This is a genomic window from Pseudomonas sp. CF161, from assembly GCF_000416215.1.
GTDB lineage: Bacteria > Pseudomonadota > Gammaproteobacteria > Pseudomonadales > Pseudomonadaceae > Aquipseudomonas.
This window is the reverse complement of sequence record NZ_ATLP01000097.1, coordinates 7853-25935: the sequence shown is the minus strand read 5'-3', so window position 1 is coordinate 25935 and position 18083 is coordinate 7853. Positions and strand designations below refer to the sequence as shown.

The 18083-nt window shown below is 64.1% G+C and carries 1 protein-coding gene; it reads left to right on the top strand.

Translation table 11 applies throughout. The features are described from left to right. Positions 1–620 precede the first annotated feature (620 nt). The gene (locus CF161_RS32890) at positions 621–18065 is read left to right on the top strand and encodes an Ig-like domain-containing protein (protein ID WP_020298768.1); all 17445 of its coding nucleotides are present in this window, start codon (positions 621–623) and stop codon (positions 18063–18065) included. Positions 18066–18083: the final 18 nt, after the last annotated feature.

Here is an 18083-nt window from a genome sequence, read left to right as displayed (position 1 = left end):
GTGTATCGCAGACACTAACGAGTAATAAGCCGAGGGGCCAGTAGTGCAGTCTGGGCATATGCTCCAATGTCCTTGTCGATAACTAACATGCACTTGCGAGTGTCGGTTAATAAGGAGGTAATCGATGCGGCACTGCACGCAATAGATAACTTTCAATAGGTTGTCCGGATATCTACGGTGTTTGTGTCCTGGATAAGCGGCCTATTCAGCGTGATTCGCAAGTGAGCGGTGGGTTTATGTCCCGGACCGAGGCTAGCACCTCGTTTGAGCGTGCATGGGGTTGTGTGTCAATTGTTGACAATTGATCTTGCGGAGCTTTATTGGTTAGATTTGTTTTTGTAAGTAGTTGAATTTTATTTATTTATTTTATGTTTCTGGCGTTTTTAAGAAGGCGTGTCGCGCTGAGGTGTGTCTATTTTAATTTGTTATTGCTCGATAATTTTAACTTATGGTTTTTTGTATAAAAGGGCGGATGTTGTTGAAGTTGCCAAACTTTCATGCTGCCTTCCTGTTTGTGAACAATTGTCACGTGCGTCGTGATAGTGCAGCCGCGGTTGCTACGGTTACCTCAACTTCAAATGCTGTAACGCCCTTATTGCAATGAGGTAGACCCAGTGGACATGTCAATTTCCATTATCGATAAAGCCACTCAAAAACAGCTCTCGGTAGTCGGACAGGAAGTGTCGTTGCACGGACCGTCGGTTGTCCGCCTGACCGGCAAACGCAGCGAGCTGCAACAGGTGGTGCGTGAAGGCGACAGCCTGACCTTGACCCTGGCGTCCGGCGCAGTGATCAAGGTTCACGGGTTTTTCCCGGCCCAGGGGCCCCAGCAAAACCAACTGGTGCTGCAGGACGGCAAACAGTTGTTGCAGATGGAGTCGGTCGACGATGGCCTGGTGAGCGCGCGGTTTGTGCCCATCGACTCGATTGATCCGTTATTGGTCTACGCCCATTTCGATCTGTCGACCCTGGCCTGGATTGTGGGGGGGCTGGCATTGGCCGGTGCCGGTGCAACTGCACTCGCGGGGCGTAACTCCAGCAGCAACAAACACCCGGCAGCGCAGGGCCCGGAGCCCCTTGCGGCGCCTGTGTTCAGCGTGGAAGGCAATGCCGATGGCGGGTTGACCGTGGCCGGTACGGCGCCGGCCGGCAGCACGGTACGGGTGACCTACCCGGATGGCAGCACCAGTAGCGTGCTGGTGGGCAGTGATGGCCACTTCAGCGTGACCTCCGGGCCCAATCAGCCGTCGGGTTCGGTCAGTGCGCAGAGCACGGACAGCAGTGGCCATGGCAGCGCTTCGGCGACCACCGGTTATGTCGATACCTCGGCGCCGCAACCCCCCACTCAAACCGTCAGCGCCAACCCCGATGGCACGCTGACGGTCACGGGCACGGCAGAACCGGGCAGCACGGTGACGGTGACCTACCCCGATGGCAGCTCAAGCAGCGTGGTCGCCGATGCGTCGGGGCATTACAGCACCAGTTCCAGCACGGTACAGGGCAGCGGCAGCGTGAGTGTTATCGCGACGGATGCGGCGGGCAATGCCAGTGCGCCGAGCACCAGTTCCTATACCGATACCCACGCTCCGCAACTGCCAAGCCAGACCCTCACCACCAACCCTGATGGCACGCTGACGGTTGCTGGCACTGCCGAGCCGGGCAGCACGGTGACGGTGACCTATACCGATGGCAGTTCAAGCACCGTGGTTGCCGATGCCACGGGGCACTACAGCACCGGCTCCAGTACCGTGCAGACCAGCGGCACGGTGGGCGTCACCGCGACCGACGCCGCCGGTAATACCAGCGCGGCCGCTGTCAGTACCTATACCGATACCACCGCGCCACAGGCACCGAGCGAGGGTGTCTCCAGCAACCCGGACGGCACGCTGACAGTCAGCGGTACGGCGGAACCTGGCAGCACGCTCAGCATCACCTACCCCGATGGCACTTCGGGTACAGCGCTGGTGGATGCCACCGGGCACTACAGCGCCACCTCGAGCACGGCGCAAAGCAGCGGCACTGTGTCGGTCAGCGCCACCGATGTGGCGGGCAATACCAGCTCGGCGACCACCCGCGCTTATACCGATACCACGGCGCCGCAAGCGCCCAGCCAGACCGTCACCCCCCACCCGGACGGTACGCTCACGGTGGCCGGCAGCGCCGAACCGGGCAGCACGATAAACGTCACCTTCCCCGATGGCACCTCGGGCACGGCGCTGGTCGATGCCTCGGGGCACTACAGCACCAGCTCCAGTACCGTGCAGACCAGCGGCACGGTAAGCGTCACCGCGACCGATGCCGCGGGTAATACCAGTGCAGTGGATGCCAGCAGCTATGTCGATACCACCGCGCCCCAAGCACCGGTCGACAGTGTCTCCAGCAACCCCGACGGTACGCTGACAGTCAGCGGTACAGCGGAACCTGGCAGTACCGTCAACGTCACCTACCCCGATGGCACCTCGGGCACGGCACTGGTCGATGCCACGGGCCACTACAGCGCCACCTCGGGCACGCCGCAAACCAGCGGCAATGTGTCGGTCAGTGCCACCGACGCCACAGGCAATACCAGTGCCTTCACCACCTCCGGCTACACCGACACTGCGCCCCCCCTGGCGCCGAGCCAGAGCGTCAGCGCCAATCCTGACGGCACCTTGAGCGTTTCTGGCACGGCGGAAGCTGGCAGTTCGGTGACCATCACTTACCCCGACGGCAGCACCAGCACCGCGCTGGTGGATGGGACCGGGCATTACACCACCACCTCGGGCACACCGCAGATCAGCGGCAGCCTGAGCGCCATCGCCACCGATGCCGCCGGCAATAGCAGCGCGTCCACCACTACACCCTATGTCGACACCTTGCTGCCGACGGCGACTGCCGCCATCAGTGCCGTGACTTCGGACACCGGCAGCAGCTCCAGCGATTACCTGACCAGCGACTCGAGCCTGGTGGTCAGCGCGACCCTGACTGGCACACTCAGCCCCGGCCTGGGGGACAAGGTGCAGATATCGGTGGACGGCGGCGCCATCTGGCACGACGCCGCGCTGGTCAGCGGCAGCACCTATGCCTTCGACAATACCGCCAGCCCCCTGGCCGACGGCAGCTACCTGTTTGAAGCTCGGGTCATCAACGCCGCGGGCAACACCAGCCCGGCCGGCACCCAGGCCGTGGTGATCGACACTTCCACGCCCAGCGCCAGCGAGACCATCAGCCTCGACGCCATCACCAGCGACAGCGGCGCCAGTAGCAGCGATTTCATTACCGGCGACAACACCCTGGTGTTTAACGGCACCCTGGGCACTGCCCTGGCAGCAGGCGAGGGCGTGCGTATCAGCCTGGACGGCGGGGCTACCTGGCACGTTGCCACGGTCAGCGGCACGGCCTGGGCTTACGACAACAGCGCCAGTGTCATGGCAGACGGCGCCTACAGTGTGCAGGTCCAGGTGATCGACACGTCGGGCAACATTGGCCAGAGCGCCAGCCAGAGTGTGGTCATCGACAGCAGCGCTCCGGCGGCCAGCGAAACCATCAGCATCGCTTCGATTACCAGTGACAGCGGCGCCAGCAGCAGCGACTTCATTACCAGCGATAGCACCCTGGTGTTCACCGGCATTCTGGGCAGCGCCCTGGCGGTGAACGAAGGGGTACGCATCAGCCTGGACGGCGGGACCACTTGGCAGGTCGCGACGGTCAGCGGCACCACCTGGAGCTACGACAACACAGCGAACACCTTGGTCGATGGCACTTACGCAGTGCAGGTCCAGGTCATCGACGCGGCCGGTAATATCGGCCAGAGCGCCAGCCAGAGCGTGGTCATCGACACCCAGGCGCCAGCGGCCAGTGAGACGGTCAGTATCGCCGGCATCTTTCTCGACACCGGGACCAGCGCCAGCGACTACATCACCAGCAGTCATGGCCTGTTCTACTTCGGCAATCTCTCCAGCGTGCTGCCCAGTGGCGAAGGCGTGCAACTGAGCGTCGACGGTGGCGTCACCTGGAATGACGCGACACTCTCCGGCTCCAGTTGGAGCTATGACGGTATCGGCCAGCCGCTGGCTGATGGCACCTATACGATTCAACTGCGGGTGGTCGACAGCGCCGGCAACGTCGGCCAGACCGCCAGCCAGGCGCTGGTGATTGACAGCAGCGCCCCGGCGGCCAGTGAAACCATCGCCATTGCCTCGATCACCAACGACACCGGGAGCAGTAGCAGCGACTTCATCACCGGTGACAACAGCCTGATATTCAGCGGCACCCTGGGCACCAACCTGGCCGTGGATGAAGGCGTGCGCATCAGCCTGGACGGTGGCACCAGCTGGCATTTCGCGGCGGTCAGCGGCACCACCTGGAGCTACGACAACAGCGCAAGCACCCTGGCCGATGGCAGTTACACCGTGCAGGTGCAGGTGGTTGATACGGCGGGCAATATCGGCCAGAGCGCGAGCCAGGCGCTGGTGGTCGACACCACGCCACCGGCCTCCAGCGAAACCGTGACCATCATTTCGATCGTCACGGACACCGGCGCCAGTGCCAGCGACTTCATCACCAGCGACAGCAGCCTGGTATTCAACGGTGGCCTGGGCGCGGCCCTGGCTGCGGGAGAGTCGGTGCGCATCAGCCTTGACGGGGGTGTGAGCTGGAACACGGTCGCCGTCAGCGGCACCAACTGGAGTTTTGACAACAGCGCCAATCCCTTGGCCGACGGCTCCTACAACGTGCAGGTGCAAGTGATCGACACGGCCGGCAATATCGGCCAAAGCGTCAGCCAGACGGTGGTGGTCGACGGCACGCCGCCGGCTGCCAGTGAAACCATCAGCATTGCTTCGATCAGCAGCGACAGCGGCAGCAGTAGCAGCGACTTCATCACCAACGACAGCACCCTGCTGTTCCATGGCACCCTGGGCACCGCCCTGGCGGCGGGCGAGGGTGTGCGCATCAGCCTCGACGGTGGCAGCACCTGGCATGGCGCCACGGTCAGCGGCAGCACCTGGAGCTATGACAATACGGCGAGCAACCTGGCCGATGGCACGTACAACGTGCAGGCCCAGGTCATCGACACGGCCGGCAATATCGGCCAGACGACCAGCCAGAGCGTAGTGGTCGACACCAGCGCGCCGCTCGCCAGTGAAAGCATCAGCATTGCTTCGATCAGCAGCGACAGCGGCACCAGCAGCAGCGACTTCATCACCAGCGACAACACCCTGGTGTTCAGCGGCAACCTGGGCACCAGCCTGGCAGCGGGCGAGGGCGTGCGCATCAGTTTGGATGGCGGTGCTACCTGGCAGGCCGCGACGGTCAGCGGCACTGCCTGGACTTACGACAACACGGCGAACACCCTGGCCGACGGCACCTACACCGCGCAGGTGCAAGTGATCGACACCGCCGGCAACCTAGGGCAAAGCGCCAGCCAGAGCGTGATCATCGACACCACCGCGCCGCTGGCGACGCAGACGGTCAGCATCGACTCGATCACCCGGGACACCGGCAGCAGCACCAGCGACTTCATCACCAGCGATCACACCTTGCTCTATCGCGGCAGCCTGGGTGTGGCGCTGCCCAATGATGAAGGCGTGCAACTGAGCAGCGATGGCGGCCTCACGTGGCACGATGCGCAGGTCGCCGGCACCAGTTGGAGCTATGACGACTCCGCGCGCTCCTTGGCCGACGGTAACTACACGGTGCAGGTCCGGGTGATCGACCTGGCCGGCAACGTCGGCCAGACCGCCAGCCAGGCCGTGGTGATTGACAGCACGGCGCCCAGCGCCAGTGAAACCGTGCAGATCACCTCGATCACGACGGACAGCGGCGCCAGTGCCACGGACTTCAATACCAACGACCCGACCCTGGTGTTCAACGGCACGCTGGGCGCGCCGCTGGCCACTAACGAGTCGGTGCAGATCAGCCTCGACAACGGCGTGACCTGGGTTACCGCCACCGTCAGCGGCACCACCTGGAGTTATGACAACAGCGCCAACACCCTGGCCGATGGCACGTACAGCGTGCAGGTCCAGGTGATCGACACGGCGGGCAATATCGGGCAAATCACCAGCCAGACCCTGGTGGTCGACACCACTGCGCCAGCGGCCAGTGAAACCCTTTCGATTCTGACGATTACCCGCGACAGCGGCGACAACGGCAGCGACTTCATCACCAACGACCACACCTTGTTGTTCAGCGGCGGCTTGGGGGCACCGTTGACGGCGGGAGAGGGGGTGCGGATCAGCCTGGACGGCGGCCTCAGCTGGAACAGCGCGACCGTCAGCGGCACCAGCTGGAATTACGACAACACTTCGCAAAGCCTGGCCGATGGTAGCTACAACGTGCAGGTGCAAGTGGTCGACAGCGCCGGCAACATCGGCCAAAGCGCCAGCCAGCTGGTGCAGATCGACAGCCTGGCACCCAGCGCCACGGCCAGCATCATTTCCATCAACAGCGATACCGGGAGCAGTGCCAGCGACTTCATCACTGCCGACAACACCCTGGTGGTCAGCGTCAACCTCAGTGGCACCCTGGCGAGCAATGAGCAGGTCCAGATCAGCCTGGATGGCGGCACCACCTGGCAGACCGCGAGCCTGGTGAGCGGCAGCACCTACGCCCTGGATAACAGCAGCCAGGTACTGGCCGATGGCAGCTACCCGTTTGCCGCGCGGGTCACCGACAGCGCCGGCAACAGCAGTTCGATGTCCAGCCAGACGGTGGTGGTCGATACCGCCGCGCCCCTGACCGGCAACAGTGTGAGCATCACCAGCTACACCGACGATGTGGCGCCTCAGGTCGGCAATTTCGGTAATGGCAGCAGCACCAACGACGTCGCGCCGCAGCTCAACGGCACGGTCAGCGGCTTGAACAGCGGCGACAGCGTGCAGATCTATCAAGGCGTCACGCTGCTGGGCAATGCCACCATCACCGGCGGCAGTTGGACCTATGCGCTGCCCACCCTGACCCAGGGCAGCTACAGCTATCACGCGTCCATCAGCGACGCGGCGGGTAACGTCGGCACCCAGTCGCCGGCCTTCAGCCTGACCGTGGACACCAGCGCGCCGACCCAGGCAGTGGTGATCGGCAGCATCAGCAGCGACAGCGGGGCCAGTGCCAGCGACTTCATCACCAACGACAACACCCTGCTGGTCAGCGGCACCCTGAGTGCGCCGCTGGGCGCTGGCGAAACGGTGCAGGTGGCACTCAATGGCGGGCTCAACCCGCTCACCGCCACTGTGGTTGGCAACACCTGGACGCTCGACCTGACCGGCACCACCCAGGCTGATGGCACCTACCATGCCCAGGCCTGGGTGGTGGATGCCGCCGGCAACAAAGGCACGATCGCCACCCAGGATGTGGTGATCGACACCAGCGCGCCGACGGCCAGTATCAGCATCGGTGCGATCAACCAGGACACGGGCAGCAGTGCCAGCGATTTCATCACCAATGACTCGACCCTGGTCATCAGCGGGACCTTGGGCGCAGCGTTGGCCAGTGGTGAGTCGGTGCAGATCAGCCTCGATGGCGGTAGCACCTGGCTGGCGGCCAGCACCAGCGGCAGCACCTGGAGCTACGACAACACGGCTAACGTACTGGCCAATGGCAGCTACAGCGTGCAGGCGCGGGTGATTGACCAGGCCGGCAATATTGGCAACCTGGCCAGCCAGACGGTGGTGGTCGATACCGTCGCCCCCCTGACCGGCAACAGTGTTAGCATCACCAGCTACACCGATGACGTGGCGCCGCAGGTCGGCAGTTTCGGTTCCGGCAGAAGCACCAACGACGTCGCTCCGTTGCTCAACGGCACGGTCAGCGGCTTGAACAGCGGCGACAGCGTGCAGGTCTACCAGGGCGCCACCCTGATGGGCACCGCCAGCGTCAGCGGCGGCACCTGGACCTACCCACTGAGCGGCCTCAGCGAGGGCACCGTCACGTATCACGCGGTGATTGTCGACAGCGCCGGCAACCTGGGCACCAGTTCCAGCAACTTCAGCCTGACGCTCGATACCACGGCGCCGAGCGCCAGCGAAACCGTGGTCATTACCGCGATCAACAGCGACACCGGTAGCAGCACCAGTGACTTTGTCACCAGCGATAACACGCTGCTGATCAGCGGCACCCTGGGCACGACGCTGGCCAGCGGTGAAGGTGTGCAGGTGAGCCTGGATGGCGGGGTTACCTGGCACACCGCCAGTGTCAGTGGCAGCACCTGGAGCTACGACAACACCGCGCAGACTTTGGCCGATGGCAGCTACACCCTGCAGGCCCGGGTGGTGGACGCCGCCGGCAACATCGGCCAGAGCAGCAACCACAACCTGGTGGTCGACACCACTGCGCCGACGACGGTGGTCAGCATCGACTCGATCTCCCAGGACACCGGGGTCAGCGGCAGCGACTTCCAGACCAACGACAACACGCTGATTTTCTTCGGCACCCTCAGCACCAACCTGCCCGCCGGCGAGAGCGTGCAGATCAGCCTCGACGGTGGCCTGACCTGGAACACCACCGTGGTCAGCGGTGCCGGCTGGAACTACGACAACACCGCCAATGTGCTGGCTGATGGCACCTACAGCGTGCAGGCGCGTGTCATTGATACGGCTGGCAACGTCGGCAGCGTGGCCCATCAGAACGTGGTCATCGACAGCACTGCGCCCACCGGCAACCTGATCGAGATCCTGAGCATCACCAACGACAGCGGCTTGAGCGCTGAGGACTTTGTCACCAATGACCCGACCCTGATCTTCGCCGGCGACCTGGGTTCGCCGCTGGCGGCCAACGAGCGCGTAGAGGTCAGCCTGGACGGCGGCAGCACCTGGCACACCGGGGTTCACTCGGGTACGACCTGGAGCTACGACAACACCGCGCAAACCTTGGCCGATGGCAGCTATAGCGTGCAGGCCAGGATCATCGACACCTTCGGCAACGTGGTGCAGACCACCACTGAAATCGTGCGCATCGATACCGTTGCCCCGGCCGCCAGCGAAACCATCGCCATCACCGCCGTCAACAGCGACACCGGCAGCAGCGCCAGCGACTTCATCACCAGCGACCATACCCTGGTGTTCAGCGGCACCCTGGGCACCGCCCTGGCGGCGGGCGAGGGCGTGCAACTGAGCCTGGACGGCGGCACGACCTGGGTCAGCGCCAGCGTCAGCGGCACCACCTGGAGTTATGACAACAGCGGCAACACCATGCTGGACGGCACCTATGCCGTGCAGGCCCGGGTCGTGGACATTGCCGGCAATATCGGCCAGATCGCCAGCCAGAGCCTGGTGATCGACAGCGTCGCGCCCGTGGCCACCAGCAGCATCAGCGCCATCACCAACGACAGCGGCTCCAGCGCCGCAGACTTCATCACCAACGACAACACGCTGCTGGTCAACGCCACCTTGAGTGGCTCCCTGGCCAGTGGCGATACGCTGCAGATTTCCATTGATAGCGGCGCTACCTGGCATAACGCGAGCCTGCTGGGCGGCAGTGTCTATCGCTACGACGCCACGGGTACCCCCCTCGCCGATGGCAGCTACACCTTCCAGACGCGGGTGGTCGATGCCGCCGGCAATGCCGGTGCGGTTGGCAGCCAGACGGTGGTGATCGACACCGTGGCGCCAACGGCCACCGCCACCATCAGTGCGATCACCACCGACACCGGTACCAGTGCCAGCGACTACACCACCAGCGACCACACGCTGCTGATCAACGCCAACCTCTCCGGGACCCTGGGCAGCGGCGATCAGTTGCAGATATCCACCGACAACGGCGCGACCTGGCAGACCGCCAGCCTGCTCAGCGGCAGTACCTACCAGTACGACAACACCGGCGTCAGCCTGGCCGACGGCAGCTACACCTTCAAGGCGCGGGTGGTGGACGCCGCGGGCAACCCTGGCACGGCCAGCAACCAAGGGGTGGTGATCGACAGCACGGCGCCTGCCGAGAGCATTACCCTGAGCGCTGTCAGCCCGGATACCGGCGCCAGCAGCAGCGACTTCATTACCTCGGCCAACCGCCTGAGCTTCAGCGGCACCCTGGGGAGCACCCTGGCCAGCGGCGAGGGCGTACAAGTCAGCCTGGATGGCGGCACGACCTGGTCCAGCGCCACGGTCAGCGGCACCACATGGAGCTACGACAACACGGCCAGCGTCATTGCCGATGGCAGTTACACCGTGCAGGCGCGCATCATCGACAGCGCCGGTAACACCGGGACTGCGGTCAGCCATGCGCTGCAAGTCGATACCCTTGCGCCGAGCGCGACGGCCACGGTGACGGCGATCACCAACGACAGCGGCAGCAGCGGCGCCGACTTCATCACCAACGACAACACCCTGCTGGTCAACGCCACCTTGAGCGGCAGCCTGGGCAGTGGCGAGACGCTGCAAATCTCCCTGGACAACGGCAGCACCTGGCACACCGCAAGCCTGGTCAGCGGCAGCACCTACCGCTATGACGCCACGGCGACCGCGCTGGCCGATGGCAGCTATGCCTTCCAGGCCAGGGTGCTGGACACCGCCGGCAATGCCGGCCTGGTCAATACCCAGGCGGTGGTGATCGACACCAGCGCGCCGACCACGGGCAACAGCGTCGCCATCAGTCACTACACCGATAACGTGCTGCAACAGGTCGGCAACTTCGGCAGCGGCACCAGCACCAACGACACCACGCCGCAGCTCAATGGCACCGTCAGCGGTCTGCAGGCCGGCGACCAGGTGCAGATCTACCAAGGCGCCACCCTGATCGGCACCGCCAGCGTCAGCGGCGGCACCTGGTCCTATCAGATCGGCACCCTGGCCGAAGGGGCCTATACCTACACCGCAGCGATTACCGACAGCGCCGGTAACAAGGGCACCACGTCGAGCAGCTTCGCCCTGGTGGTGGACACCACCGCGCCGGTGGGCACTGAAACCATCACCCTCGGCGCCGTCAGCACCGACACCGGCACCAGCGGCGACTTCATTACCAGCGACAACACCCTGGTGCTCAGCGGCACCCTGGGCACCACCTTGGCCGCGGGCGATTTTGCCCAGATCAGCCTGGACGGTGGCACGACCTGGCTTAACACCACGGTGAGCGGCACCACCTGGAGTTATGACAACACCGCCAGCGTGCTGGCCGACGGGGTCTACAACCTCAAGGCGCGGGTGGTGGACGGCGCCGGCAACCAGGGCGCCACCGCCAACCAGATCCTGGTGGTGGACAGCACCGCGCCGACCGAGAGCATCACCGTCGCCAGCATCAACCAGGACACCGGCACCAGCAGCAGCGACTTCAACACCAACGACAACACCCTGGTGTTCAGCGGCAGCCTGAGTTCGGCCCTGGGCAGTGGTGAAAGTGTGCGCGTCAGCCTCAATGGCGGCAGCACCTGGCAAGCCGCGGTGGTCACCGGCACCACCTGGAGCTACGACAACACGGCCAACGCTCTGGCCAGCGGCAGCTACAACGTGATCGCGCAGGTCATCGACAGCGCCGGCAACCTGGGCAACAGCGCCAGCCAGACGGTCATCGTCGACACCGTTGCGCCCACGGCCACCGTCACGATCGGGGCGATTACCAGCGACACCGGTAGCAGTAGCAGTGACTACATCACCGCTGACAACACCCTGCTGTTCCAAGGCACCCTCAGCGCGCCGCTGGGGGCGGGCGAGACGGTGCAGTTCAGCATTGACGGGGGGAACACCTACCTGGTGGCCAGCGTTGCCGGCACCACCTGGAGCTACAACTACACCGGTACCGCCTTGCCGGATGGCAACTACAACATCAAGGTGCGGGTGAGCGACATCGCCGGCAACACCGGCGTGGCCGCCAACCAGACGCTGCTGATCGACACCGCCGCGCCCGCCCAGAGCATCCTGATCACCTCCGTCAGCCCTGACAGCGGCGCCAGCAGCAGCGACTTCATTACCGCCAGCCACAACCTGGTGTTCAGCGGGACCCTGGGCGCGGTCCTGGGTGTCAACGAGAGTGTGCAGATCAGTCTCAACGGCGGCAGCACCTGGCTGACGGCCAGTACCACCGGCAGCACCTGGACCTACAACAACAGCGCCAGCAGCATGGCCGACGGCACCTACAGCGTGCAGGCACGGGTGCTCGACGCCGCGGGCAATATCGGCACCCTGACGACTCAGAGCCTGGTGATCGACAGTGTTGCGCCGACCGCCACCGCGACCATCAGCGGGATCAGCCAGGACGCCGGCACCAGTGCCAGCGACTACATCACCAACGATCAGACCCTGCTGGTCAACGCCACCCTCAGCGGCACCCTGGGCAGCGGCGAGTCGGTGCAGGTTTCGCTCAATGGCGGTTCCACCTGGCAGAACGCAACCCTGGTCAGCGGCACCACCTATCAGTTGGACAACACCGGCAATACCCTGGCGGCCGGCAGCTACACCTTTGAGGCGCGGGTGGTGGACGCCGCAGGTAACGCCAGCGCCCCCGGGACCCAGGCGGTGGTCATTTCCACCACGGGCCCGGCGGTCACCGCGTTGGCGCTGGTCAGCGTCAGTACCGACACCAATTCGGCGCTGGTGGTCGGTACTGGCAGCACCACCAATACCGGCACCAACAGTGACCTGGCCACCCGCGATACCTCGCTCACGGTGTCTGGCACCTACGCCGGCACACTGTTGGGCAGCGACTTGCTGCAAATCAGCAGCGACGGCGGCAGCACCTGGAACAACACCACGTTCAATACCGGCACCCACATCTGGAGTTACCTCGACCCGATCAGCCACAGCAGCGCGGTCACTTACCAGCTGCGCACGTTCAACGTGGCCGGCAATATCGGCAGCGTCACCGCCTCGCAACTGGTCACGGTAGACACCGTCGCGCCCGTGCAAAGCCTACTGGCACCGCAGTTGGCCAGTGCCTACGACAGTGGGGTGCTGGGTGACCATGTGACCACCAACACCGCCATGACCTTCACCAGTGCGCAAAGCCATATCGGCAGCGCGGGCGATACGGTGGTGCTGGTCAATGACGTGAACAACGACGGGGTCTACTCCGAAGGCATCGACAGCGTCCTGGGCAGTGCCACGGTCGCCGCCGACGGCAGCTGGAGCCTGAGCACCAGTGGCATGGCCATCGGTGCTTACCACCTGGCCCTGATGCAGGTGGACGCCGCCGGCAACCGCTCGCGCCTGAGCGCCAGCACGGAAGTGGATGTGGTCAGCGCCAACGACCATGCGCCTCTGGCCAACACCACCTGGGGCGGCGCCAACACCGCCGGCGATACTGAGAACAAAGGCACCGCCTACACCCTGGGCGCCAACGGCCTGTGGCAGTTCTACAGCAACCTGTCGGTGTACAACGCCACCAGCCTGACCAGCTACACCGCCACCAACATGTCCACCGGCACCACGGCCACCTCGGTCAACAACGTGACCTTTGTCGATTACAACCGCGACGGTTTCATGGACGTACTGGGCGTCGACTTGAACTACACCGACGGCCAGCAATCCTGGTTCTTCAACGGCAGCACCTACACCGCGTTCCAGTTCAGCGGTGCCGTCGCCAACGTCTACGTCGGGCACGGTTCGGTGGTGGCCTACGACAAGACCGGCAACGGCTATATCGACCTGGCTTATGGCGACGCTGCTGTCCCGGGCGACGCTTCGCTAGCGGGCGGTATCGACTCGCAACTGCTGGTCAACAATCTGGGGGTGCTGATCAAGGACAGCAACTTCGTGCAGAGCCCGGCCACGGGCGGCGCGTCGTCCACCACCGGGCAGCCCTTCGTGCAGCTGTCCGGGGTCGACATCAACAACAACGGCACGGTCGACCTGGTGTTCCACCAGAACAACCCCGCCTATGCCAGCAACAACACCCTGGCGGTGCTGAGCAACAGTGGGACCGGCAGCCTCAGCGTCACCGCAGTCTTGCCCGGGGTGTTCGCCAACCCGGTGGAGAACAGCCAGGGCATTTCCATGACCTGGGCCGACTTCAATGGCGACGGCTACATGGACCTGTACCTCAACTCGGGCATCATCGGCTCGGACGGCACCACGGCGACCGCCAACGAAAGCCGCCTGTATTTCAACAATCAGGCCGGCAGCCTGAACCTCGCCCCGCTGGCCTTTGGCGATAACCTCAATGGCGGCGCCTCGCTGGCGGTGGACTGGAACCACGACGGCGCCATGGACGTGATCGAGTTGCCCAACATCGGCGCGGCCTCGTCGTCGATCAACCTCTATACCAACAATGGCAACGGTACGGCCTTTGCCACCAGTGCCTTGGCCACCGCCATCGCCAACGTCACCGGTGCGGCTGCGGTCGACTACAACTGGGACGGCTCGGTGGACCTGATCTACTTCAGCACCGGCAACGTCAGCGCCCGCTGGATACAGAACAACAACGTGGTGCAGACCGGCACCAGCCTGCACCTGCGCATCCTCGATGCCAACGGCCTCACCAGTTACTACGGCAACACCGTGCAGTTGTACGACTCCACCGGCAAGCTGGTGAGCACGCAAATGCTCAACCCGCAGTCGGGCAGCAACACCAACGACAGCTCGTCGATCGTCAACTTCTACGGCCTGATCGCCAGCCAGACCTACACCCTGGTGATGTTGCGCAACATCAGCGGCTCGTCCTCCGATGTCGGTGGGCTGGCGACTGAAGGCGGCAACACCATCGAGAACGTCAACGCCAGTTGGACCGGCTTGACCACCGGCGCGGCCACCAATGCCTACGTGCTCTCGGCCGAAGCCGGCAGCAGCAACGCCAATGGCAACTTTGTCGGCACCGGCTACAACGACACCTTTTTTGCCACGGCCGGCACCGACACCTACAACGGCTCCGGCGGCTGGAGCAGTGCGCGCTACGGCACTGCGGTGTGGAGTGCCACGGGCGGCGAGGACGTGGTCGACTTCAAGCTGGCCGGCAGCACCGGCATCACCGTCAACCTCAATACCCTCACCGCGCAAAGCACCGGTTTCAATATCGCGACCTTGGCCGGCATCGAAGGTATTCGCGGCACGTCCGGCAATGACACCCTGACCGCCAGCACCACAGCCCTGGTCAATAACCTGTTCGAGGGCCGCGGTGGCAACGATGTGTTCAACCTGGGCAGCACGGGCGGGCACGTCACGCTGGTCTACAACCTGCTCAACGGCTCCGACCCTACCGGCGGCAATGGCAGCGACACCGCCAACGGCTTTGTGGTCGGCAACCTGGTCAGTACTGCAACGGCCGATGTGATCGACCTCACGAGCCTGCTGTCCGGCTACACCGGCACCGCCTATGTCTACAAAGACGCCATCAGCGGCAAGTTCGTGCTCGATACCGCGTCCCTGGCGCTGAACAACTACCTCAGCGTGAGCAACGACGGGACCAACAGCTATATCGCGGTCGACCTGACCGGCAGCGGCACCTTCACCGCCAGCCATACGTTGTTGACCCTCAGTGGCGTGGTCACCGACCTGGCCACCTTGCTGGGCAACGACCAGTTGCTCCTGGCGTCCTCAAGCGTCGGTGTGGCGGTGGGGGTCAACACCCTGAGCGTTCTCGACAGCACGCCGATCGTCAGTGGCACCATCCCCACTGCGCTGCCCAGCGGCGGGCATATGGAAGTGATGATCAACGGTGTCACCTACAGCTCGGCCACGGGCGCGGTGGTGGTCGACCCGGCTAATAACACCTGGTATGTCCAGGTGCCCAATGCCAATGCGCTGACCAGCGGCAATTACGAAGTGGTCGCGGCCCTGTTCAACAGCGACGGCTCGGTGGCGGTCCAGGACCGCAGCAGCAATGAACTGACGGTGTTGTCGGCGCCCACCGGCACCACCACGGTCGCGGGCGAAACCTCGAGTATCAGTGCCATGGGCATGGCCGTGGGCGACGTCAATAACGACGGCCTGTTCGACTACTTCAATGCCACCAGCATCTACACCCAGCTCAGCACCAATGGCAGCAACGTCAACAACTTCAGGGGCACCCTGCTGTACTCCGAAGGCGCCGGCACCGGGCAATTGGGCAAGGTCAGCAGCGTGCAACTGCTGGATATCAACCGCAGCGGCAACCTGTCGGTGATGACCGAACAGTCCGATACCACCCATGGCAACAATGACTTCATCAACAACGGCAACGGCGCCAGCTACACGCCGCTCAACTACAGCGAGGGGTCGTTGATCTTCTGGGGCGCCCAGGTCGGGATCGACTTGAACAACGACGGCTACATCGACCTGGTCAGTGGCGACAAATTCACCGACAACTCCGGGGTCTACGCGCTCAACAACAAGAACAGCACCTTTACCAGCTACAACCTGGGCGACAACAACGACCCGCTGACCGGGAACTCCAGCAACGGCAATATCAACGAGGACATCGGGGCGTTCGACCTCAATGGCGACGGTCGGGTCGACCTGCTCGGGCAGTTCTGGGGCGGTTTCGGCGGTACGGTGAACAACCTTACGGTGCTGCTGACCAGCAGCACCGGTCTGGTGTCGGCGCTGGCCGCCAGTACGGGAGCCGGGACCCTGAAAACCCTGGCGAACGTGCTCTACCATGTCAATGCCGCGGCCGACTACAGCTACCCGGTCGGAACCCAGAGCATGAACGTCGCCGATTTCAACGGTGACGGCAAACTCGACCTGTTCCTGGGGCAGACCAATACCGCCGGTACCGCCAGCAGCGTCTACACCAGTGACGGCGCGGGCAACTTCACCCTGGCCACGACCTTGGCCAGCAGTACCCTGACCGGCGGCGTCAGCCTCAACACCGACTGGAATGGCGACGGCAAACTCGATGTGTTCGAGTTCCAGGACAACGTCACCGACAGCACCACCCTGACCCTGCAGACCAACTACGAATACTGGCAGAACACCACGGCCACCCTCGGTGCCGCGCCGACCTTCAGCCGCACCTTGATGACCGTGAGCAGCGTGCCCACGGCGACCTCGATCACCGGTGCGGTGGCCGCCGACTTCAACTACGACGGCTCCCAGGACCTGCTGATCAACGCCAATGGCCAGGACGTGCTGGTGGTCAACGCCAACACCATCGCCACGGGCACCAGCCTGCACCTGAAGATCGAAGACCCGGCAGGCCACAACACCTACGTCTCGCAGACCGTCAACCTCTACGACAGCAGCGGTACCCTGGTGGAAACCCGGGTCCTCAATGGCCAATACGGCTACGGCACCACCGACGACCGCGGCATCGTTGACTTCTATGGCCTGAACCCGGCCATGACCTACACCGCGGTGCTGGTCAAGGCGGCGATCACCGGCATCGACGGCGCCGAAGGCAGCATCACCGGGGTCTCCGGGGTGGGGCCTGTGGGGGCTACGGTCAACAGCACCTGGACCGGCCTGACCCCCGGCGCGGCCAGCCACGCCTATGTACTGACCGCCGATGCCACGGCCGACAGCACCACCGGCACCTTTATCGGCACCGGCTACGACGACACCTTTTTCGCCGGGGCCGGGACCAATACCTACAGCGGCTCGGGCGGCTGGGAAACCATCGCCGGCACCCCAGTCTGGAGCAGTACCGGCGGCACCGACATCGTCGACTACAAACTGGCGGGCAGCACCGCGCTGACCGTCGACCTGAGCAACACGGCTGCGCAGAACACCGGCTTCAACAGCGCCACCTTCAAGAACATCGAAGGCCTGGCCGGGGGCTCGGGCAACGACACCTTCACCGACAGCGGCAGCGACAACACCTTCGAGGGCCGAGGGGGCAACGACACCTTCAACCTGACCCACGGCGGCCACGACACCCTGCTGTACAACGTGCTGGCCGGGGCCTCGGCCAATAACACCGGGGGCAATGGCAGTGACATCGTCAACGGCTTCAAGGTCGGCACCTGGGAGGGCACCGCCGGCACCCAGCGCCTGGACGTGCATGCCTTGCTGGTGGGCTACAGCGGCGATGGCAGCGCCAGCTACCAGGGCGGGGTCGCCACCCTGGGCGCCGGTGCCGGCAATATCGGCAACTACCTGCAAGTGACCCAGAGCGGGGCCAATACCGTGATCAGCATCGACCGCGATGGCAGCGCCAGCACCTACAGCAGCGCCACCCTGGTCACTTTGCAGAACGTGCACACCGACCTCGCCACCTTGCTCGCCAACCATCAACTGACCGTGGTCTGAGACCCCACTGCCATTAAA

Coding starts and splice junctions, on each gene's coding strand:
- CF161_RS32890 (WP_020298768.1), top strand. CDS start 621: ATGTCAATTTCCATTATCGATAAAGCCACTCAAAAACAGCTCTCGGTA.